At 46.1% G+C, this 21652-nt stretch carries 22 protein-coding genes; 6 read left to right on the top strand and 16 right to left on the bottom strand.

The window, feature by feature from the left end:
• Positions 1–24: 24 nt before the first annotated feature.
• From AM231_RS07420 to AM231_RS07405, 4 genes are all read right to left on the bottom strand, one after another.
• Positions 25–1275 (bottom strand): DHH family phosphoesterase, encoded by a 1251-nt coding sequence (locus AM231_RS07420; RefSeq protein WP_054402036.1) that lies wholly within the window; start codon positions 1273–1275, stop codon positions 25–27.
• Positions 1276–1444: 169 nt separating this feature from the next.
• The gene (locus AM231_RS07415; protein ID WP_053494272.1) at positions 1445–1783 is read right to left on the bottom strand and encodes an antibiotic biosynthesis monooxygenase; all 339 of its coding nucleotides are present in this window, start codon (positions 1781–1783) and stop codon (positions 1445–1447) included.
• Positions 1784–1931: 148 nt separating this feature from the next.
• Positions 1932–2318, bottom strand: coding sequence for a rhodanese-like domain-containing protein (locus tag AM231_RS07410; protein ID WP_053493741.1), 387 nt, complete (start codon positions 2316–2318; stop codon positions 1932–1934).
• A gap of 260 nt (positions 2319–2578) precedes the next feature.
• Complete coding sequence (locus tag AM231_RS07405) at positions 2579–4504, bottom strand: LTA synthase family protein (RefSeq protein WP_054402035.1); 1926 nt, start codon at positions 4502–4504, stop codon at positions 2579–2581.
• Between the two features lie 178 nt (positions 4505–4682).
• Here AM231_RS07405 and AM231_RS07400 point away from each other — a divergent pair, with 178 nt between their 5' ends.
• Positions 4683–5600, top strand: coding sequence for an NAD-dependent epimerase/dehydratase family protein (locus AM231_RS07400; protein WP_054402034.1), 918 nt, complete (start codon positions 4683–4685; stop codon positions 5598–5600).
• Positions 5601–5830: 230 nt separating this feature from the next.
• Here the strand turns inward: AM231_RS07400 and AM231_RS07395 are convergent, their stop codons facing one another.
• The 3 genes from AM231_RS07395 to AM231_RS07385 form a co-directional block, all read right to left on the bottom strand.
• Positions 5831–6157 (bottom strand): AzlD domain-containing protein, encoded by a 327-nt coding sequence (locus AM231_RS07395; RefSeq protein WP_054402032.1) that lies wholly within the window; start codon positions 6155–6157, stop codon positions 5831–5833.
• Positions 6148–6882: an AzlC family ABC transporter permease gene (locus tag AM231_RS07390; protein WP_054402030.1), complete on the bottom strand. Its 735-nt coding sequence runs from the start codon at positions 6880–6882 to the stop codon at positions 6148–6150. Before AM231_RS07390 ends, AM231_RS07395 begins: the two co-directional genes overlap by 10 nt.
• A 154-nt stretch (positions 6883–7036) precedes the next feature.
• The gene (locus AM231_RS07385) at positions 7037–7960 is read right to left on the bottom strand and encodes a DMT family transporter (protein WP_054402028.1); all 924 of its coding nucleotides are present in this window, start codon (positions 7958–7960) and stop codon (positions 7037–7039) included.
• Between the two features lie 80 nt (positions 7961–8040).
• Here AM231_RS07385 and AM231_RS07380 point away from each other — a divergent pair, with 80 nt between their 5' ends.
• Complete coding sequence (locus AM231_RS07380; RefSeq protein ID WP_054402027.1) at positions 8041–9393, top strand: TrkH family potassium uptake protein; 1353 nt, start codon at positions 8041–8043, stop codon at positions 9391–9393.
• A gap of 95 nt (positions 9394–9488) precedes the next feature.
• Here AM231_RS07380 and AM231_RS07375 read toward each other — a convergent pair whose 3' ends face one another.
• A complete protein-coding gene (locus AM231_RS07375) occupies positions 9489–9764 on the bottom strand; it encodes a hypothetical protein (RefSeq protein WP_054402026.1) in 276 nt (91 codons plus the stop codon).
• 157 nt (positions 9765–9921) lie between these two features.
• Here AM231_RS07375 and AM231_RS07370 point away from each other — a divergent pair, with 157 nt between their 5' ends.
• The 4 genes from AM231_RS07370 (at position 9922) to AM231_RS07355 (ending at position 14157) form a co-directional block, all read left to right on the top strand.
• Complete coding sequence (locus AM231_RS07370; protein WP_054402025.1) at positions 9922–11154, top strand: aminopeptidase; 1233 nt, start codon at positions 9922–9924, stop codon at positions 11152–11154.
• A 166-nt stretch (positions 11155–11320) separates the two neighbouring features.
• On the top strand, positions 11321–12550 hold the full coding sequence (locus tag AM231_RS07365; protein WP_054402023.1) for an aminopeptidase: 1230 nt from the start codon (positions 11321–11323) through the stop codon (positions 12548–12550).
• A 202-nt stretch (positions 12551–12752) separates the two neighbouring features.
• Complete coding sequence (locus tag AM231_RS07360; RefSeq protein WP_054402022.1) at positions 12753–13343, top strand: RNA polymerase sigma factor; 591 nt, start codon at positions 12753–12755, stop codon at positions 13341–13343.
• Positions 13321–14157, top strand: coding sequence for a DUF4367 domain-containing protein (locus AM231_RS07355; protein ID WP_054402019.1), 837 nt, complete (start codon positions 13321–13323; stop codon positions 14155–14157). The genes AM231_RS07360 and AM231_RS07355 overlap by 23 nt, the downstream gene beginning before the upstream one ends.
• A gap of 69 nt (positions 14158–14226) precedes the next feature.
• Here AM231_RS07355 and AM231_RS28020 read toward each other — a convergent pair whose 3' ends face one another.
• The 8 genes from AM231_RS28020 to AM231_RS07320 form a co-directional block, all read right to left on the bottom strand.
• Entirely contained in the window at positions 14227–14721 is a 495-nt protein-coding gene (locus AM231_RS28020) for a hypothetical protein (RefSeq protein WP_082341558.1), read from the bottom strand.
• A 156-nt stretch (positions 14722–14877) separates the two neighbouring features.
• Entirely contained in the window at positions 14878–16197 is a 1320-nt protein-coding gene (locus AM231_RS07350) for a hemolysin family protein (protein WP_054402017.1), read from the bottom strand.
• 428 nt (positions 16198–16625) lie between these two features.
• The gene (gerQ, locus tag AM231_RS07345) at positions 16626–17027 is read right to left on the bottom strand and encodes a spore coat protein GerQ (protein WP_423212917.1); all 402 of its coding nucleotides are present in this window, start codon (positions 17025–17027) and stop codon (positions 16626–16628) included.
• 88 nt (positions 17028–17115) lie between these two features.
• Positions 17116–17538, bottom strand: a complete 423-nt coding sequence (locus tag AM231_RS07340; RefSeq protein WP_054402015.1) for a cell wall hydrolase — start codon at positions 17536–17538, stop codon at positions 17116–17118.
• A gap of 135 nt (positions 17539–17673) precedes the next feature.
• On the bottom strand, positions 17674–18762 hold the full coding sequence (locus tag AM231_RS07335; protein WP_054402012.1) for a copper resistance D family protein: 1089 nt from the start codon (positions 18760–18762) through the stop codon (positions 17674–17676).
• Positions 18762–19397: a copper resistance CopC family protein gene (locus AM231_RS07330; protein ID WP_242615082.1), complete on the bottom strand. Its 636-nt coding sequence runs from the start codon at positions 19395–19397 to the stop codon at positions 18762–18764. Before AM231_RS07330 ends, AM231_RS07335 begins: the two co-directional genes overlap by 1 nt.
• 176 nt (positions 19398–19573) lie before the next feature.
• Entirely contained in the window at positions 19574–20710 is a 1137-nt protein-coding gene (locus AM231_RS07325; RefSeq protein WP_207383541.1) for a glycoside hydrolase family 88 protein, read from the bottom strand.
• Between the two features lie 337 nt (positions 20711–21047).
• Positions 21048–21464 carry a DUF2500 domain-containing protein gene (locus tag AM231_RS07320; RefSeq protein ID WP_053493760.1) on the bottom strand — a complete coding sequence of 139 codons (417 nt, stop codon included), beginning with the start codon at positions 21462–21464 and terminating at the stop codon, positions 21048–21050.
• Positions 21465–21652: the final 188 nt, after the last annotated feature.

The raw sequence follows: 21652 nt of genomic DNA, 5'->3' as shown, positions 1-21652 counted from the left end.
CTTCTCAGATCCCAGTTAAAAAGTCTATAGATCTTCCATTAATTTCTCTTCTTCCAGATCAGGAAGAAGGCCAAGACCACCATGGGTTCGGTTTCGCATCCATTGTTCCTTTAACATGGATACAAACACATCATCACGCGACAACCAAGCGCCATACTGCCTTTTCATATGCCGCTCCGCCTCCTCGAATGAATGAAATCGAAAAGGTAAAGGCTCGCCGTTCCATTCAACTACCCATTCTCCTGCATTAGCATAAACAAATAGCAGATCATCACCTAAGCTTTCATATAAAACGCCCGTTTCAGTACCTTTGAGGTTGAACCGATTTCGCTGAGCATCAAACCGGATCGGTTCAAGCTCAAATGGATCAGCTGCGAATAACGGATACACTTTCTCGGTTATCGTGCACCCTGCTGCTTTCGCATGACCGCCCCCGCCATAGCGTGCAGCCACTTCAGAGACATCCACCTTATCGTGGATCGTACGAAGGCTCATCTTCCTGCCACCCATGTTCAGTATGGCTATATAATCGAGGTGAGGATAGGTAGTCCCCAGCTCGCTTGCAAGTTCCGAATGATAGGACTCAGCGTATACAATGCCTACACAATGCTCATCCACAAAAGTTTGAACCAACTCATGCTGCTTTCGCCTAATATAACGCTCGATTTTATTCTCTTCCATATCCAGAATTTTCTCTTCGAATTCATCAAAGAAAAAGCCACCTGATTCCCGAAGACGCTGCATCATCTTGGCCTCGAATTCATCGATGGACAACATATAGAACAAATCATTCAAACGCTTGGCCTGAATCTTTTGTTCCTCTTCCCATTCCCAGGTATCATAGAGCCGAACCAGCTCCACGAATTGATCTAGCGTTTCACTCCTGTATAAATGGCCATGTTCAATTAAATATTCATAAAAAAGCGAGGTAGCCGATGCCAAGCGGCCATCGCGATGCGTGACCTCCACGATTCCCCAACTGGTGTCATTCAGATGAAGAGCCGTCTTATGGTGATCGATTAGCTGCACCTGACCACCCTCATCAACAAACACATTTAATGCTTTCTCCATTTCGGAATCAACAGACAAATCCGTAATGAACAGAACATCATAGGGATGTTCCTGCAAGGAAGCCCGCTTTAGATATCTGGCAACTTGTTGATTCAACCCATGAACGGAGTTATAACGCACATCCGTCCCTTCACCAAAGGCATATTTAGCAATGATACCGCAGCTGACACCATCCAGATCATTATGGCTGTATATATGATACATCAGTGGCTTCCTCCCAACAGAAGGTGGACTTGCTCGTAGTGGAGCAACATGTTTACCAATTTATCGTCCCCTAAAATCTGCTGTTTTAACCGACACAATTTCGAATCGCAGGAACTCATAAAAAAGAAGCGGCTATTAGCCGCTTCATCGTAAATACATAGAATATATATTATGCCTGCTGAACAGGTCTTGGTCCTTTGGAAGCCATCACTTCATACATACCATGGCTGGAACTAACGATATGTTCTGGCTGTGGCTTGCCGCGCTTCTCACGATGTCCCTGGATATGCGCAGGACTGGTTTCCCAACGCTTCCATGCTTCCTTGGACTCCCAGCGAATCATAACGACAACTTCTTCTGTTTCATCTGTACGCTTTGCTTGCTTTACAAGCACATTCAGATCGATGAATCCTTCAATTTCTTCAATCGGTCCCGGTTTACTGAAGCGTTCTACAACCAGGTTCGACGTGCCCGCTTTGACAATGATCGTCTTTGTTTCAATTAACATATTCAATAAACACTCTCCTTAGTGATATCGGCCTAAATAATGAACTACCAACTACCTCCATTCTAAATGATAACGATTATCAATGTCAAATCTCGTTCCGCTAAAAAAAACTGACCGGCTAACATCTGCCGGTCAGACTAAGATTATATTAAAATGACGCATGTTTCGAGGAATTACACGTTGTGCAATCCTCTTGTAAATAAAACAGTGATGTGAAGCCAGCTTTTTTCAGCTTGCGTGCAGCCAAGATTCCATCCGAACGTTTTGGAGTTACGATGACTACCGCATCATCGGGGTCTAGCTCTTTTTCCCAAACATAAGACAATCTGCCAAGGGAGATGTTAATGGTCTCTTTCCTTGGATTGGCCATATATTCAGACACATCCCTTACATCAAGCATCTTCAGATCCGGACATTTCTTGAGGGCCAGTCGAAGATCACTGCACTTCATGAAACGCAGTCCGGATATCGGCACATATCTTCGATAATATAGACCGAGTATACTAATCATGACAACGGCCAACGCGATTAGCACGAAGCATTCCCCCATAATATAGTCTAATACATCTTCGAAATCAAAGCTTTTTACCCCTACGGGTATATAGTATGTGGAGCAGAAAAGAATGTCAACACCAAAAATTCTGGCTGCAAGATCATAGCCATCACCAAAGCTTGATCTCGGAGTAGCAGACCATTCGCAACCATTTTAACGGAATTGCCCAATGAATCAAGGAGACCGTGGCATCAGGCCTGGTTGTTAAGCAATGATCTTCGGTCCCCTTCCTTAGCGAGTTATCAAGGAGCCCGCTTAGGCAGCATTTTCACATATTCATCAGACAGCTTCATTAATTGAAGGATATAGTCATAATCGCTTCGGTACGGAGTGATATCCGTTACCGGCTCCAGCGTTTGTAACGAGACCGCCGTTCCATCTTCAAATCCATCCCCTGGCACGAACAGAATATCATTATTGAAGAAAGAGCCTGTCGGTAAATAGTATCTCATGCCGATCACGTTATGGTCTACATTCAACAAATCATGACCAAATGCATTAAAGCCCTCCTCATCTAGCGAGATCCCCAGCAAGTTCGCGACGGTTGGCAGAATATCAACCTGTCCTCCCACCTGCTGAATGACCTTCCCTTTCTCCATATCGGGAACATGTATGATCAGCGGAATGTTAAATCGACTGACCCGTTCATGGTAAGGAATACCCAAGGTGGATGAGATCAGTTTCGCATCTGCCTCCGCTGGGTTAATGCCGAAATGATCTCCATACACAACCAGAACCGTATCATCCCACAGTCCATTCTGCTTAAGACGATCTACCAAAGTCCCCAGAGCATAATCGGAGTAGTTTACCGACTTCAGGTAATTTCCCAGATGAGTGCCTTCCAGCTCGGAAGGCAGGGTAATCTTCGCAAATTCATCCTTTACGCGATAAGGAGAATGATTGGAGACGGTAATGTAGTGGGCGTAAGTTAATTGGTGCTGCTTCTGATTCTCCAGCAATTTCTCTACGCCAACTCGGAACAGCTCCTCATCCGAAGGTCCGAACTCGTTAAAGTTGTCATTCTTAAAATACGGTTTATCATAAATATGCTGAAAATCAAGCGCCGGGTACATTTTATTACGATCCCAAAACTTCACATCATTTACATGGAAAGTGCTCGTAACATAACCATGGTTATTCAAGAGCCGTGGCAGACCCGGCAGCTCCTTGCTCCCAAAGCCGGTAGACATGGCAACTGTACCTGTAGGATAAATTGACGTATTTACCGCAAATTCGGCATCCGATGTATTGCCTTGCCCGATCTGCTGGAAGATATGCGGAAAGTACAGCCCCTCACTCGCAAGCTTGTTCATTACTGGAGTAAGCTCCTGGCCGTTCAAGGATTGGCCAACCGGAAAGTTCTGCAACGATTCCATTTGAACGATGATCAGATTTTTTCCTTTTGCAGCTCCGAAATTAGACGGTTTATCTTTTGCTTCCTTTATATAAGGATAGGTGGCCATCAGCTGCTGAGACCGCAGGATGGTGTCTTGCAGATTCCCTTCTGCCAGTGCACGATTCTCCTGGGAGTTGCGAACCACCGCAGACACCTGGTAATTCATGAATCCCATTTGTTCTGCCCGTACAATTTCGTTCTCAATCCCCCAATCTTTCCGAATAATGAGTACGCTGAGAGTACCTGAAACGAGCAGGACAACGACCATGGATACACGCCATTTCATGCCAAACCTGCGTGAGAAAGTTAAGGAATATTGCGATCGACCCTCACCGAAGTGCCATCCACTTCGGGAACGCGAACGAATACTTCGAGTTGCCCATACGACCAATAGAACAAGCAAATCCAGGAAGAACAGAAAGTGCTCAGGCTCCAGCAAAGCCGTAATACTGGCTCTCACCTGATTAACTTGTCCGATACCTGCCAGCGCAGTATACGTTGGTATGGATCCAAAATGAACATTATAGACAGCAGAAGCAAACATGATAAAGGATAAGACGACATTCAGGGCCGCATACACGGCTTTTTTGCCTTTAACCGGCAGTAACAGCTCCAGAAGGCTAATCAGAGCTAGCAGGGATAATGCATCCGTAAGGACCTTTCCCCATGCGACCCCATTAAACAGAAACACTCTTAGAAGAATGAACTTCAATAAGAGCGTCAAAAAAACGGTTATGCATAATTTCAACCTTTGTTCAAGGTTACGTTCCATTCTCCATTCCCTCTTTTTATCGTTGATATATTGTTTTGCCGTTTTTTATTATAACAGGAATGTAAACATCAATCTAATCCGCCCATTCCTCAGTGACCCCTGTCAATTGTCCAATGCACGAACCTCCCGAATGACGTAGGATAGAGCATCCCATTCTAAAAGGCTGGAGGGTTAATACATGAAGATGGTTGTAACAGGCGGGGCAGGCTTTATTGGCTCTCACTTGGTGAACGGACTCGTAAGTGTAGGTTATGAGGTTCATGTGATTGATAACCTGACAACCGGAGATCCGGGTCGCCTTCATAGCGAGGCGATATTGCATGTAGCCGATGTGAACAGTCAGCAGACAACCGCTTATATATCCGTACTCAAGCCAGAGGTCGTGTTTCATCTAGCGGCACAGGCGGATGTCCAGCGATCGATTATGGAGCCTGGGCTGGACGCCGATGCCAATATCATGGGCACCCTCAACATACTCGAAGCTTGCCGTAAAGCAGGTGTTCGCAAAATCGTATTTGCTTCAACATCAGGTGTGTACGGAAACCTGGAGAAATCTCAACTCACGGAGGAGGATGAGGTTAACCCTATTTCCTTTTACGCTTTATCCAAATTGACGGGCGAGCGATATATTCAGCTGTATGAACACTTTTTCGGCCTGCAATACACCATACTTCGTTATGGAAATGTCTACGGTCCAGGTCAGACTGCGAAGGGGGAAGGCGGAGTGGTCGCAGTATTTGGCGATCGTCTGCGTCAGGGTAAGCCATTCCACATATTCGGTGATGGCCAGCAAACAAGGGACTTCATTTATGTAAAAGATGTTGTTGAAGCGAACATCGCTTCCATTGAGCACGGAGACGGGAGTATTCTTCATGTCAGTACGGGCACCGCTCATACGGTCAATACGCTTGTCGATCTTATCGGCAAACTGCATCCCGACCCGATTGCTGTCAATTATCTACCTGCTAAGAGCGGCGATATTCTGCATAGCTGCCTCAGCAATGTTAGGGCTCGGGAATCGCTTCGATGGGCTCCGTTATTCAGTCTGGAAAAAGGGATTGAGGAAACCTACCGTCACTGGCTTCGTTCCTCCTGATATAAGCCAAATCATGGCTGCATCCATGCCAGCAAAGAACAGCCTTCTCCCCTATTATGTACTTTAGGAAGAAGGCTGTTTTTTGTTGATACATAGACGGATGACAAGTATTACAGACCGAGCAGCATGCTGTCAAAATTCAGTAGATACCCCATCCAAGTCGTTTGTCAGCATGGGAGAGCGGCATTCCTTCTTCAGTTTAAGAAATCATAGCCGCCGGTCTTACACACTTAGAATAACATGCGCAGACCTACCACCGTCAGTATCCCCACAATAACGGTGGCAAACAGGCTCTTTGTCAGAAAAGCGGTCAGAAAAGCAGGAACCGCCGCAATGAGCTCCAGCGTATGAGCTCCGGGATTGACGCGCCCATCTGTTATAAGCAGTTCTTGAGCAAGCAGCGCCCCCATCACGGCTACGGGAACATGATCCAGCCAGCGGATCATCAGGTCTGGAATGCGAAGCTTACTAAATATCATGAGTGGCAGGACCCTCGGGATGAGAGTGACCACGGCACAGCCAATGATCAGTATAGCGATATGCCATCTTATTTCCATCGTTCTATCACCATCCCTGCAGTAGCCGCAGCTATAATCGCGATAATAACAGCCGCACTTCCAGGCAGAATCGTGCTGACAGCCATCAGTGTAACCGCCGCAGCCACAACCACCATGAAATCGAGTTTGTACTTCTTTCGGCTAATCCATTGAAGGGCCAGTAAACCGATAAACATCCCTGGCAGTGCAAAATCCAAGCCTAATTTCTCAGGTTCGGCGATCCAATCTCCGACCAATCCGCCCACAACGTTGGCCGCGCACCAGAAGAGATACGCCGTAATATTCAAACCTACCATCCATTTATAACCAAGCCGCTTCTGCTCGGTAGCCTTGGCAGCTGCAACACCAAACGTCTCGTCCGTTAACAGGGAACCGATGAAGAAACTTTTGCCTAGAGACAGACCTTTAAAATACGGAGCAATAGCTGCACTTAATAATAGATGCCTGGCATTTACGAAAAATATTGTCACAATGATGGATAGAATCGGGCTTGCGGCCGCAAGCATGCCAGCTGCAATAAATTGCCCCGAGCCGGCATAAAGCAGCAATGAGATTAATCCAATTTCGAGCAGGCTGAATCCGGCGGTACGCTCGACCACGCCTGCCGCAAAGCCGATGCTCAAGTAGCCCAGCAGCGTTGGGATACAATCTTTAAACCCTTGAAAATAGGTACCCAGGCTATCCTCTACACCTTGGGCAAGTTGATGTTCTGTCTTGGTGCTCATCTGAGTTATGTTTCCTCTCTTACTCTATCATTTCTATTTTTAACTACTATGAATTCTACCGGAAGTCTTGTCAATGCTTCTCTACTTTTCAGCCAGAGAAAGTGTTTTCTGTAAATTAGTAGACTAAAAGGAATGTTGCAGGAAAGCCGAGACTTCAGCCGATTGCTTCAGCTTCGGGCTGTATATCTACTGGCTGCTTCTTCGGTCTGCGGACTTTCAAGAATAATACCAGCCCTAACAGGACAAGCATTCCTCCAGCAGCCTGCATCGAGCTCATCGATTCATTCAATAGAAGAAACGCCAGTACACTCGCCCCTACAGGCTCTCCGAGTACGCTCATCGATACGGTTGATGCCGATGCAAATTTCATTAGCCAATTAAACAAAAGGTGACCGAATACGGTAGGCACGATCGCCAATAATGCAAAAATCCCCCACTCACGTCCGGAATACCCGGTCATCGGAATATCCATCATGAGATTGTACAATGCCAATACAACAGCAGCCACAGCAAAAATAAGCCAGCTGTACAGGAAGGCAGGCAGGCGTCTGAGCAGCAGTTGACCGAGCAGCATGTGCACAGCGACGGCCGCAGTGCCCAGTAAAGACATTAAATCACCAGTCAGATGTCCTTGCACCCCGCCTAGTCCGCTGCTGCCAATCAGGAGGAAAACGCCGAGAAAGGCGATAGCCATGCCACCTATAGCAGCAGGCGACGTCTTTTCCTTAAACCAAATGTAAGCACCAATCATCACGAATACGGGCTGCAGGGCAAGTATGATAGTGGAGCTGGCTACGGTGGTCCATCGTAAAGAGCCCATCCATAACAAAAAATGCAGAGCGAGCATCGTTCCGGATAATAGGAGTAACAACCATTCGGATCGTTTAAGCGACCGGATGAACGGCAGATGTTGTTTTGCAAAGGGAAGCATAATCAGGAACGTGATCGCCAGTCTGTACATCGCCTGTATGGATACGGGACTGCTGGACCATTTTACGAAAATGGAAGAAAAAGATATGGCAATAATGCCGATAAATAAGGGAATAAATACGGGAATCGGGGCTCTGTTTGAATTCATGATGGTTAAATGATTCACCTTTCGTGTTATATTAGAGAATGATTTTAAAATTAACTCTCGAAAAAAAGGAATTCATTCGTATGAAAAAGAAAGACCTTCGCAATCAAATGACTCCTCCCAAGTTCCTGGCGATTGGCTTTACCGCGATTACCCTGGTAGGCACGATCCTGCTTAAACTTCCCATCGCTACTGCAGATGGAACATCCACTCGATTGATCGACGCTCTCTTTACGGCGGTATCCGCCATCAGCGTGACGGGGTTAACTGTTGTGGATACGGGGACCCATTGGTCCATATTTGGACAAATTGTGATGCTCCTGCTCGTTCAGCTGGGCGGACTGGGATTCATGACTTCAGCTACCTGGGTTGCCTTAATGTTCAATCGCCGAATCTCGCTGCGAGAGCGCATGATTCTCCAGGAAGCCATGGGACAATACCAAATTCAGGGCATTGTGGACCTGATCCGTAGAGTGCTTGTATACACACTGCTAATAGAAGGCATAGGTGCTCTGCTGCTGACATTACGGTTCTCAGCCGATATGCCGCTTCCGCAAGCAGCCTACTTTGGCATATTCCAGAGCATTTCCGTTTTTAATAACGCTGGCTTTGATCTTTTTGGCCAAATTAACGGACCATTCTCGGGGTTTGCAACTTATGTAGCAGATCCCATGATCAATATGATTGTGATGGCTTTGGTTTTCCTTGGCGGGATCGGTTTTATCGTCATTTTCGATCTTATCGAGTATCCGAAGTGCAAGAAGCTGTCGCTGCATTCCAAGGTTGTATTGACCGTGACTTCTCTTCTTATCGTTATCGGTGCTGTCATGATCTTTATCCTGGAGCACAGCAATCCCAAAACACTCGGCCCGCTTTCCTATCCGGTGAAGATTATGGCCTCTTTCTTCCAATCGATCACGCCGCGATCGGGCGGCGTCAGTACGTTGGATATCGCAGGTCTTGAACAATCTTCCCAATTCTTGCTGATCCTTCTGATGTTCATCGGGGCTGCGCCGGGATCAACAGGCGGCGGCATTAAAGTAACCACCTTTGCAGTACTCATTGGAGCGGTCATTACAATGATTCAGGGTAAACGCGATGTCGTTCTCTATCGCAATCGAATCTCCCAGGCGCTGGTTTATCGTTCCATTACGTTAACTATCCTATCGCTGCTCCTATTGGTGGGGGCCTCGATGTTTCTCTCTGTAACAGAATCCAGTGACTTCTTGGGAATTCTGTTCGAAGCTGTATCCGCGTTCGGTACCACCGGGCTATCTATGGGCCTTACTACAGAGCTCTCCGGTGTAGGCAAGGTTACCATCGCACTGCTCATGTTTCTCGGCCGGTTGGGTCCATTAACGCTTGCTTACGCGCTGAGCCGCAAGAACAACAAAGAGCTGTACCGCCATCCAGAAGGACGAATCACGATCGGTTAAGTCATTCTCCCCTGCTGGCACATAAAAACAAACCGTACGTCCCTATCGTGGGTGGCGCACGGTTTGTTTACGCTTGGGATATATAAGGATCGTTCTTATTCCCCAAATTTGCCGGCATCAATGGCAGCATCCAGCAAATCATCAAACAGCTCGTCATCCGTTTCAATCCGTTCGTCGATCTGGAGAAACTGCTCTTCGACACCCGGTTCGCCGGCAAAGTTCAATGCGTAATCCCAGTCCCGCCCATTCTTGCTCAAGAATGTGATCTCATAAGACGATGCATGTCCATCTATTGAAAATACGGTATAACCCACGAATTGATCGCTCTCATCCCGTTTCATATCTGCATGCTCGATCCGAACTTGTGACACATCATCACGCTCCTTCGCTTGCGTTCTATAACACACGCTGTATACTCTCATGACTCAGTATATCACTTTTCGTGACAACTGATTATGGTTTTTATTATGCAGCGTGATCTAGTATAATATGGTTTGGTTCATTAAACTTTGCATTGGAGGGTACCATATGGCCGATTTTAAAACATCCTTGGACAAATATGCCGAGCTGGCTGTAAAAGTTGGAGTTAATATACAGGAAGGACAAACGTTAGTGGTGCATGCTCCTGTTGATTCCGCGGAATTCACTCGCTTGATTGCCACCAAGGCATACGAAGCGGGAGCCCGCCTGGTTAAGATTGTATGGGCTGACGAAACCATCACAAGACTTCAATTCGAACACGCAGCGGATGACGTATTTACTGAAGCGCCGAAATGGTATGCTGGCGAAATGACGGAATTGGTTGAGAACGGCGCAGCCATTCTGCACGTGCTTGCAGAGAATCCGGATCTGCTCAGCGGCATTGATTCTGAACGGATCAGTAACTTCTATAAAGCTCGCGGCGAGGCACTGAAGCAATATCGCGCTTATCAGCAATCCGACAAGTTTAGCTGGTGTCTGATCGCTGTTCCTTCTGCAGCATGGGCAGCCAAGGTATTCCCGGATGCACCGGAATCCGAACAAGTCGAGAAGTTATGGAATGCGATATTCCATACCGTTCGTGTGGATCAGGATAACCCGGTTGAAGCCTGGAATCAGCATCTTGAGGTGCTTGAAGCGAAATCCTCTGTCCTAAACGCCAAAAAATATAAGAAACTCCACTATATCGCTCCGGGAACCGATCTGACCATAGAGCTGCCTGTAGGGCATATTTGGGCACAAGGTGACAGCATCAATGAACGTGGACATTCTTTTGTGGCGAATATGCCAACTGAGGAGGTATTTACTGCCCCTCTCAAAACAGGAGTCAATGGAACCGTACATAGCACCAAGCCATTGAGCTATGCCGGTAACATCGTAGACAATTTCTCTCTAACCTTCAAGGATGGCAAGGTGGTCGATTTCACGGCTGAGCAAGGCTACGAGACGCTTGAGCGGCTCTTGAACATGGATGAGGGTGCCCGCTATCTGGGTGAAGTAGCGCTTGTACCGCATCAATCCCCGATCTCCGAGTCGAACATCCTGTATTACAACACGTTGTTTGATGAGAATGCATCCAATCACCTTGCCCTGGGCAGCGCTTATGCTTTCTGTCTTGAAGGCGGTAAAGAAATGACTCAGGATCAGCTAGTAGAAAGCGGACTCAATACGAGTGTCACTCATGTCGATTTCATGATTGGCTCTGGCGAGATGGATATTTACGGTGTGACCGAAGATGGCACGGAAGAACCAGTATTCCTGAAAGGAAACTGGGCATTCTAAAAATTAACACCTCCAGCAGCTATTTCTTAGGAAGTAGCTGCTTTCTTCAAATTACTCGGTCATTAATTGACCTCAGGTTGATTTACAAATGGAAATAATATGCGATAATCAAGAAAACCCAAAAAGCTGCCTATATAGCAGCTCTAATGAAATGGAGTGTTACGTCATGTCCAGCTTTGAACAAAAATTGGAACGCTACGCTGAGCTTGCAGTTAAAGTCGGTCCAAACGTGCAGCCGGGACAAACATTGGTGGTCAACGCCATGATCGATGCTGCGCCTCTGGTTCGACTGATCGTTAAGAAGGCTTATGAAATAGGTGCCAAGCAAGTAAAGGTAAACTATAGTGATGAAATCGTCAATCGCATTCGATATGACCTCGCACCGGATGAGGCATTTCTGGAACCACCAACTTACTACGCACAGGAGGTCACCGAGCTCGCAGAGCAAGGAGCCGCTTTCTTGACAATCCTCTCTTCAAACCCGGATTTGCTAAAAGGCATACAGCCTGAACGCATATCCAATTATCAACGTACATATGGCTCGGCTATGTCCAAATACCGTCAATACCAGCAAGCGGATAAAATGAGCTGGACCGGAATCGCTTTTGCTTCCCCTGATTGGGCCGCCAAAGTGTTCCCGGACGTTCCTGAAGACCAGCAAGTGAGCAAAATGTGGGATGCTATTTTTCATGCGGTTCGTGCTGATCTGGAAGATCCTATTGCTGCGTGGGAAGAGCATATTCGTACGCTTCAAGCCAAATCGGATGAGCTCAATGCCAAAAAATATCACAAGCTTCGCTTTACCTCAGCCGGAACGGATCTAACGATTGAGCTTCCAGAGGGTCATATCTGGGCACAAGCCGGCAGCCATAATGAAAAAGGCGAACGCTTTGTTGCCAATATCCCAACTGAGGAAGTATTCACGGCTCCGCTTAAAACCGGTGTGAATGGCACGGTGCGCAGCACCAAGCCTCTGAGCTATGGCGGCAACATCATCGATAATTTCTCCTTAACATTCGAGAATGGCCGCATTGTTGATTTCTCTGCAGAACAAGGTGAGGATACATTAAAGCGCCTGATCTCCATGGATGAAGGCTCACACTATCTGGGCGAAGTGGCCCTGGTTCCCCACCGCTCTCCGATCTCAGAAAGTGGCATCCTGTACTACAATACGCTTTTTGACGAGAATGCTTCCTGTCACTTGGCCATCGGCAGTGCCTATGCCTTCAATCTTCAAGGAGGCAAGACGATGACCTCTGAACAGCTGCAGGCCAGCGGACTGAACAGCAGCATTACCCATGTCGACTTCATGATGGGCTCCAAGGAACTTAATATTACAGGAATCACCCACGAAGGCAAGGAAGAGCCAGTATTCGTGGATGGAAACTGGGCATAGAGGCCGATCCAACCCTGATTGGAACATACACATTTCTATCATTACAGAGCAGCGATACACATAGCTGCTCTGTTTTTTTACACTAATATGGCTTGGTGGCCGAGCATAAGAATAAGAAGTCAACATTGTAAGGCTTTTTTATTCAATATGTTGTAAAATAATGAATGAAATAGGATGGTTACACCAGAGAGGGGATTATTGCGTGTCCAACCGATTGCAACTCCTCCTTGCAGCAGATTTCGCTGATCTGAGCGAACCTATTCAGGAAGAGATTTATTATGAATTTTATGACCTCGTCTACGGTCAAATATTATATGTGGTTCGGGATCATGCTGCTGTTGAGGACATCATTCAAGAATCTTTTATCAAAGTGATTACAAGTAAACCCAGCTTTGAACTGGAAAGCAAGATGCGGGGATGGCTGCGTGTCGTCGCCAAAAATTCAACCATGAATTATTTAAGAAAAAATAAAAAATACCGTAACCAAGTGGATGTCGATAGTGTTTTTATTAATGACGAGGATGTTCTAGCTTCCTCCACCAATGTTGAACATCAGGTAGAATCCAACATGCTGGAGGAATCCATTGAGTATTACCTCGACAATTTAAAGCCTGAATACAAGCTGTTGATCGAGTACCGCTGGAAACACAGTCTAACGTACAGGGAAATCGCGGAATTGCTGAATACTCGCGAGGAAATTGTTAAGCAGCGCTTGTATCGGGCCAGAGAATCCGTAAAGAAAATGCTATATAGAGAGTGGGGTGAATTGGATGAGCAACGAAAGATACGATGATTGGTTTGATGAAGCCTTTGACGAAGCCTTTGACGAAGCCTTTGATCGTGCGGCCTCACGTTCCTCACTCCCTACTAACAACGAATCCAAACGTCAATCATGGCAGCAAGTCAAACTGCAAATCGAACGGACGAACAAAAAGAAACAGCGCTTTCGCAGATTTCAACTAGCCGGAGTTATCGCAGCTTCCATGATGCTTGGGGCATTTGTGTTCTCTCAACCTTCAATCACACAAGCCTTATCGCCAATCTATCAGCAGATTGTGGACTGGGGCGACGGGATAACTGGCCAAATATTCGGAAAGAAAGAACCTGTCGATACAAGCAAGGCTCTTACTGCCCCGCCACCGGATTTAGCACCTTCATCTGGGCAAGAAAGTACGGACCAAGTACCAGAAGCCGTAATAGTGGAATCGAATGATGTTCCCTTTACGGATACTGACGAATCCTTAACGGAGTCGCAGAAGCGCGTTTTATTCAAGATACCTGAAATCGGTTATACTCCAGAAGGTTTTAAGTTCCATGAGGCAACGGGTATTGCGGAAAGTGAGCAAGCTCCGCTGTTGGATCTTCACCTCCAATACAAAAATGCAGATGATAAATTCTTTTACATTGATTTAATCGATATGTCTGCTGAAAGAGCGATTAGCATGGGGGGAGAGGTTATCGGAACACTGACGTTACAATCAGGAGAAAAGGCCTACTTGACTGAAACCAACCTCCGGTTTATGCATGACAATGACAGTATACTGGTGAATATTAGCGGGTTCTTCTCCAAAGATGAATTTGTTAAAATTGCTAACAGCATCCATTAACGCATATCGTACAAATACAAAGAAGAGCACTTGTATAAAGTGCTCTTCTTTCTTTGAGTTCTATCGATATTATTTTTCTACTAAAACAGAACTTGTAGTAAAATTCCCACTCTCGTATATACCACTCTTATTAACCCAATGAACGGTCTTGCCACGGTAATAGTAGCCTGCTGTAACGCTAAAATTCTTCACGCCGCTAAGGGAACTCCTATTCGTCCCGTTATCACTGGAACTACCAATATCCACCCACTCCGACCCTGTCCAGCGTTGAATGGTATAGTTAATGCCAATGGAATCTACAGTTTGTCCTGCACTTGTAAATCCACTAATGCTCACTTGGGTACTGCCTACCTTACTAATTGAAGAAGAGTAATTTAATAGATATGTATTGGCTAACAGGTTGATAGAAGAATTCAAATTCAATTCCACGGGTGGCGGTGTTGTTAAAGCACCAGGTGCGATGTCTTCAGAGGAATCCGCATAAGCTCCTCCAGCTAGAGATAAACTTAAGAGAACACTAACAGCAAGTGCAGCAACACGTTTAGAACTGCGTACTTTTGACATAACATCACCTTTCTTTCAATTATTAGGAACATCCATATTCTAACACATGAATCTAGCCCAAAAGTATCTATTTTTTCACAATTTGATATAATATTTGAAATCTTTACATAGAAAAAAACGACGACATTAGATGTAGTCGCTTTTATCCATTCAGCCCTACGCACCTGCTCCTTCTTGAAGCAGCTGCTGCTGTTGTTTAATCAATCGAATTCGCGAAATCCGCTTATTCTCCGTCTCCTCAATCACAAAGCAATAATCTTCGTATATGACAGACTGACCTTTATGAGGGAGCAGTACTTCAAGACGGGAAGATAACCATCCTCCGATGGTATCGTAGTCTTCTGTATCCAAATTCAGACCAAACTGGTCATTAATTTCATCAATCAGCATCAATCCATCAATGGAGTATTCATCCTCCCCCACCTGTTCAATCCCCGGACGCTCTTCATCAAACTCGTCTTGAATCTCACCGACGATTTCTTCCATGATGTCTTCCAGGGTTACGAGTCCTGAAGTTCCGCCATATTCATCGATAAGAATCGCGATTTGTGTCTTGCTCCGCTGCATCCGTCGCAGCAGCTCGCTAATCTTGATCGATTCCGGAACTGCAATGATGGGTCGAATCAGAGACAGATGGTCGCGAACATGTCCCCGCATGAGATCTTTAATATGGATAAAACCAATGATATGGTCCTTGTCTTCATCACAGATCGGATAACGGGTTCTCATTCCTTCGTTGGCAATCTTCAGATTCTCATCCATCGATAGATTGTTGTATAAGCAGATCATTTCGGTTCTGGGAATCATGATCTCTCTTGCCGTCGTATCGGCAAACTCAAAAATATTATCGACTAATGCCATTTCTGCACTATCCATCAGACCGCTTTCACTGCTCTCTTTCATCATATCCCTTAGCTCTTCCTCGGTGTGGACATTGCGCTCAATCACCGGCTGCATCCGAAATAAACGGAGAACATTATTGGTGAGACCATTAGCAAACCAGATAAACGGAAACATGATCGTATAAAATACCCGCAAGGGTCCTGCAGATAACAATGTGATTTGTTCCGCTTTACGTACAGCTACCGTCTTGGGCGCCAATGCTCCGAATACAATATGCATGAGTGCAATCAGAATGAACGCTAATACCAAGGATAGGATATGAACGGCTGAATTGCTCCAACCCATGCCGTTGAACCAAGGCATCATAATGGCGGATATCGTTCTTTCGCTGATCCAGCCAAGTCCAATGGACATGATCGATACGCCGAATTGGCATGCGGATATATATCCGTCCAGATTCTTCAGTATGTCCTGCACAAGCTTCGCTTGGCGATTTCCTTCTTCAACCAGAGCGTCTATTCGACTGCCTTTTACTTTCACTAATGCTAATTCTGCTGATACAAAAAAACCATTTAACAAAACAAGAAACAATACCAAGGTTAAACTGATCAAACTCGGTAAGGGGTCACTCAATCGATCTCCTACCCGCCATACAGCATACTATGGCGAATAGGAACACCTCCTTCGGTTATTAAAAATGTGTGGTGCCATCAAGCATAACAGCGTGTTCGGACTACGCATCAACTTCCCAATGGACTCATCTCCTTATCTTATTCCGTCTTGATCATGCTATATAAGTAATTATATAGTACTACGATACACAGTCAAACGCCGTCTTATGACATTAATCCGCGTTGTTACAAGCTTTAATTTGATTCTCACCCTTTAGCACATCTTTTCCGATGAATTGATATATTCTATGAATCAAGTTACGTAAATGTTCATAGAATAGAATAATCTATATATATGTATGAACACAAACCATAGTTTCTGCATCCCTTCAGCACAACTAACCCCCGTTACCTTAGGTAAACGGAGGTTAGGCTACGTATGAACTCGAATTATCTTGCTGTTGGAGGCGGGTTGCCGATTACACCCGGATATTGATACGTAAGCGGCTCATCGAATACCACATAATCAAGATTTACCATGAGCAGAATGATGCGCCGCCCTGTCGACCGTTCGCTGATAATGATATGATCGCGTCCGGCGGCTTCAATGACACCCGTGAACACTTTTGCATTCCACTGGGAATTGTTTTCGTATGTCATGTAAAAGGTTCCTTGTTTCCCCAGGTTCAAACGAAGAATATTCTCGATATAGGATTGCTCGAATTGGGGAGGAGCGGGCATCACGGTACCCCCTTGCGTCATCGGACTCCCGCTTGGTACTTGCGGGGGAACGTTTGCGGTATAACCTGCTGTCCCGCGAGCGGGTATTCCCGGATAACGCACTCCATTCATAAAGTTCACAGGCGGCACACCTTGATTGTACATAAGTATTTTCCTCCTTTAATGTATATATCCCGCAAATGCGGCTGTAACACGTGAATCAGTAGACTCCCGGGCAATCTTCATAGGTTGGTGTGAAGAAACAGTGTGCTTTGAAACGACCTGTGTTTTGTTGATCGTACCAGGTTGCGGGGCAATCTCCCGCTGGACGGAAAAACCATAGCGCGTTGCTAGCCGGCCATATGCGTTCCCCGTTAATTACCCTTTGGGCAAGCCGACGATCTCGATCCCTGGCCCGCTGATAAAAGTAGCCTTTCTGTGTCGCTTCGAATCCCCCCGGGCTCTGGAACACCATATCATTCATATTGCGGACGTTGCGAAAATCAAGGCAGTTGCCTAAAATGCGATTTACACCGACATTCCCTACCATGAGCATGCCCTGCTCGCCTTCCCCTTCTGCCTCTGCGCGTATTAATCTTGCCAGAAGATCCACATCACTCGAATTTGTGCTGATGACTGCCACAGAGTTTCCCCTCGCTTCCTTAAGATCACGTTGTATCGTATGTGCATTCGCCCAGAAATGTGACTGATGATATAAAAAAAATCAAAAAAAAGATCCTGCTGGGTAACAGCAAGGATCTTTAACTCAAGGAAATATTTAAACCGCAGTGACCGAGAACATCAGCCCGCAATAGATCAAGACAACGCTGCCTAGCCCGCTTAAAAGCGCACCTGCCGCAGCTCGGTTCCTCCGAAATCCATGTACCACATTCCAGAGAAGAACCAGTCCAAGACACAAACTGATAATGCCGATCCAGTTCCATGTGAATGTCAGTTCACCAATGGTAAACCCGGGATGGAACCAGACAAAAGTTGCTGCAGGACCGTAAATGGCCAAAGAATCCGTCACTTCATGCGGGGCTGGCTGCTGGTTCATATAACCTGTGAAAACATAAATCAACCAGATCAGAACACTTTCCATTCGAGCCCATGCCACAGGTTGATACAGGGTATCTCGCTGGAGCTTCCGCTTAACAAGAAAGCCGTTTACAAAAGCAAATATAAGCAGCGGCAGAATTAGAATATGCTTTACCAGCAGCGCTTGCCCGTAGGACAATGTCCAGCTGTTCACCGGTTCCGGCGTTACAGCTGTCATTAATACCAAACCTGAACCGATCACTACGATGACACAGGCAACTGCCACGGGGTGAAACCATCTCAGAAACGCCAGCCAGTGTGCCTGATTTGTACTGAACCATCCCGTAAGCAGCAAAGTGCCCGTCCAGACTGCCATTGCTGTGAAATGACCAATGAATGCAAGCTGTCCAACGCCATCAAACAAAGAGGCTGCGTGATTAAACGAAGACATGGCCACAGCTATGCCTAAGAGCGCAATGGGCATAAGCCAGCGCAGTACGGAGCCTGGCTTACGCCGAACGATTACAGTCAGTACCGCCAGCAGGATCGAGATTACGAGAATCCAGGCATAACGCTCGCCTTCGCTGAATTTGAACATAATGCTCTGAAATGACTGCCAGAATCCGAGATCATCCTTAAAAAACATAATGATCTTAAGCAAGGGCATAAATCCAGATACGATGATGATCACCGCCGCTGACGGTCCGAGCCAAGCAGGAACGGAAATGGAGGGTTTCTTGGATTCCGGTACTAGGTACAACACCGACATACCTGCTAACAAGGCATAGGCTAAATAGAGAAATGGCTCACTTAACCAAAAGTAAGACATTATTTTTTCTTCCGCGATGCTTTAATACCAAAATAACTTGCAACAACAGCTACGACCACAACGATGATAATCCACACGATTGTCCCGCTGCCCGGGGAGTCTTCGTTTGTTGCAGATTTCTCCTCCTGCTGGTTCTGATCAGTCGTCTGATCCGTGTTGTCTGCAGTGTTATTATCTGCAGGGGCTGCTTCTTCCTGAGCATTTCCTGTATCTGCAGGCGCATCCTCATTATTGGCAGGGGTTTCGGCTGGTGTCTCTGGGACTGTCTCTGCTTCAGGTGCATCAACCTCAAAGTTGTAAGTACCGTCTACCGGATGTCCATCACCGCCTACGATTTTCCATTCAACGGTGTAAGAACCGCTAGGAAGTGGTGCCGCCAGCGTACCTACCATTTTGTTCTCGGATACGGTGACCTCGGCTACTTCAACTGCTTCGCCTTGTTCGTTCTTGATTTTGATCGTACTCAAATTCTCATCGATATTCTCATTAAATGACACACTGACTTCACTCACATTTTCCGTCAGCTTGGCATCCGCCGGAGGCGTACTGGTTTCCAGCTTTGAATGGGCCCAAGTAGCTGTGGGAAACGCCAATACAAGCAGGAAAACCAAGGTCAGCACAACTGAACTTTTCACATGTTTTAACACAGATATCTCCTCCAAATCAATTACCTCAAATTTAATCTACCTCATCATAACAAAGACATTCTGACAATGCTAATGAGATTATTGTGAACTATACTGCTCTAGCATTTATTGCAAAATAAAAGGAGGCTGTACACCTTGCAGCCTCCCCTGTATATCTCGTTGATTCAATTTGCCCGTGCTCGCTCATACCAATAACCGGGAACGCCTTTTGCCAGTCGCAGCAAGCCTTCAAGGTAATAATAATCTCCCCAGATCATGTAATCATCCGGCCCAATCCCGCCTCGGACGAAATAGGATCCGTGCTTGATCAAGCCTTCCTGATCGCTCTCACCTATAGTAGAATATCGGTTTACAAGAGAGATCATGGACTTCTCGATGGTCTCTGTCAATAGCCCTATATTGTCATCTTCCGCATCAAGATGCTCAAGAATTTCCAGCATGCCGCATATGGCGATCGCGGAAGCAGAGCTGTCGCGTGGCGTGTCCTCTTCTATAGTGACATCAAAGTCCCAATAGGCAACATGATCCTCCGGCAGATGTTCAATGAAGAATCGCGCAGCTCGAATCGCTGTCTCCAAATATTTAGGATCACGAGTATATCGGTAGGATAGTGCAAAACCATAGATTGCCCACGCTTGTCCACGCGACCAGGTGGAGCCATCATGAAATCCTTGATGCGTTCCTCCGGAAATGGGCTTTCCATCCGCAGGGTTGAAATAGAAGGTGTGGTAAGAGGAATCATCCCCGCGCATCAAATAACGGCGGCTTTTATCCGCGTGTGCATTCGCTGCAACCCGATATCGATCATCACCGGTTTGATCGTAAGCCCAATTCAGCAGTGGAATATTCATCATACAATCAATAATGATGCGCCCACCATTCTGCTCATCATCCTTCGGTCCCCACGCCTGGATATACTGGCCTTCTTCCCTCCAGCGCAGCATCAGATGATCTGCTGCTTTAAGAGCAAGCTGTTTACCATCTTCATTCTGATCTACAATCCACGCTGCAAGAGCAGAGGGCAGGTAGAGGAATCCGATGTCATGATGATCCAGCTCCCGCTTCTCCTCAAGCCGCTGCTTATAATCCTCCAAATGGGCCATTGCCGTTTCCTTAAACAAAGGCTCCCTTGTATATTCATAACATAGCCAGATCATCCCCGTATAGAATCCTTCAATCCAATCATGACTGTCCCCCCACTCATAACGCTTCTCTTCCGTAATGTGTGGAAATAGATTTGGGAATTGTTCGATGTTTCTCTTTGTCTTGGCTACTGCATCCATAATTGCTTGCTCCCACATGATCAAATAACCCTCCTAGTCTTTGTTAGCAGCGATCATAACTTTTCTCATGAATGTTGCATCATTGCATTTGATTCGCCAGCCCTCCTCAAATCTCCTTTGCATTCCGAATACTCCACGTAAAAATACAACGCGATCGGAAAAGTGCAAAAACAACTCAATAACCTGTAAATCGCTGAACAAAAAAGTACGCGGAATAACGTATAACAACTTGGCAATTAGCTCGATTATGAACCATAAGAAAGAGCATCCTCCTTAGGGAAGACGCTCTTTTTCCAATCTTTATCTGATCTATTTACTGGCTTCCTATTTATTTGGCGGGGCCTGCTCCGTCTTTTTATTCAGAATGGTTATAACCTTGGACTACGCGCAGATGTGCTCTGGGATGTCTGGCAAATCCATAATACCGAGTGCCCTGAAAACGCAATATTCCTTCGTCTCCTTCCGCGCAGATGCCAAACTCCTCTCCATTCACCACAAATTCCATGCGATCTCCACTTTCAACTTCGAATGTAAGATAATAGGTGGTACGTGTGCGGCTTGACATCGAATCATCTGTTTGTTGAATTTGTTTTATTTCCGTTCGCTTACTTACAATCTTGGAATCAACCGCTAGCAAGGGCTGCCGATTATTCCGACTCCACTGTAGGAATCCCTTTCCGGCCGACAGCAAAATGATTCCGATGACGACGATGAAAAACACGGGCATAACACTGCCGAAAAAATCGAACATCCAAACTGATCCCGATCCCATACGGCTCCCCCCTCCACCTTGTCTTGAAATATGTATATGCTTTATATCGGACAATTTAACTCCTATCATGCGAAAAGTTTATAGAAATTTTGAAGTACTTGTCCTTTTTTGAACAATCGAGTAGGAGGCTGCTCATTAATTGAGTAGCCGACCTCTCACACCACCGTACGTACCGTTCGGTATACGGC

Origin of the sequence: Paenibacillus solani, from assembly GCF_001277345.1 — a bacterium.
GTDB lineage: Bacteria > Bacillota > Bacilli > Paenibacillales > Paenibacillaceae > Paenibacillus_AQ > Paenibacillus_AQ solani.
The sequence above is the reverse complement of the archived record's forward strand: the minus strand, read 5'-3'. Positions and strand labels throughout refer to the sequence as shown.

Bases quoted from the DNA above. Each gene is read 5' to 3' on its own strand.
- AM231_RS07420 (WP_054402036.1), bottom strand. From the start codon at position 1,275: ATGTATCATATATACAGCCATAATGATCTGGATGGTGTCAGCTGCGGT.
- AM231_RS07415 (WP_053494272.1), bottom strand. From the start codon at position 1,783: ATGTTAATTGAAACAAAGACGATCATTGTCAAAGCGGGCACGTCGAAC.
- AM231_RS07405 (WP_054402035.1), bottom strand. From the start codon at position 4,504: ATGGAACGTAACCTTGAACAAAGGTTGAAATTATGCATAACCGTTTTT.
- AM231_RS07400 (WP_054402034.1), top strand. From the start codon at position 4,683: ATGAAGATGGTTGTAACAGGCGGGGCAGGCTTTATTGGCTCTCACTTG.
- AM231_RS07395 (WP_054402032.1), bottom strand. From the start codon at position 6,157: ATGGAAATAAGATGGCATATCGCTATACTGATCATTGGCTGTGCCGTG.
- AM231_RS07390 (WP_054402030.1), bottom strand. From the start codon at position 6,882: ATGAGCACCAAGACAGAACATCAACTTGCCCAAGGTGTAGAGGATAGC.
- AM231_RS07385 (WP_054402028.1), bottom strand. From the start codon at position 7,960: ATGAATTCAAACAGAGCCCCGATTCCCGTATTTATTCCCTTATTTATC.
- AM231_RS07380 (WP_054402027.1), top strand. From the start codon at position 8,041: ATGAAAAAGAAAGACCTTCGCAATCAAATGACTCCTCCCAAGTTCCTG.
- AM231_RS07370 (WP_054402025.1), top strand. From the start codon at position 9,922: ATGGCCGATTTTAAAACATCCTTGGACAAATATGCCGAGCTGGCTGTA.
- AM231_RS07365 (WP_054402023.1), top strand. From the start codon at position 11,321: ATGTCCAGCTTTGAACAAAAATTGGAACGCTACGCTGAGCTTGCAGTT.
- AM231_RS07355 (WP_054402019.1), top strand. From the start codon at position 13,321: ATGAGCAACGAAAGATACGATGATTGGTTTGATGAAGCCTTTGACGAA.
- AM231_RS28020 (WP_082341558.1), bottom strand. From the start codon at position 14,721: ATGTCAAAAGTACGCAGTTCTAAACGTGTTGCTGCACTTGCTGTTAGT.
- gerQ (WP_423212917.1), bottom strand. From the start codon at position 17,027: ATGAATGGAGTGCGTTATCCGGGAATACCCGCTCGCGGGACAGCAGGT.
- AM231_RS07335 (WP_054402012.1), bottom strand. From the start codon at position 18,762: ATGTCTTACTTTTGGTTAAGTGAGCCATTTCTCTATTTAGCCTATGCC.
- AM231_RS07325 (WP_207383541.1), bottom strand. From the start codon at position 20,710: ATGTGGGAGCAAGCAATTATGGATGCAGTAGCCAAGACAAAGAGAAAC.
- AM231_RS07320 (WP_053493760.1), bottom strand. From the start codon at position 21,464: ATGGGATCGGGATCAGTTTGGATGTTCGATTTTTTCGGCAGTGTTATG.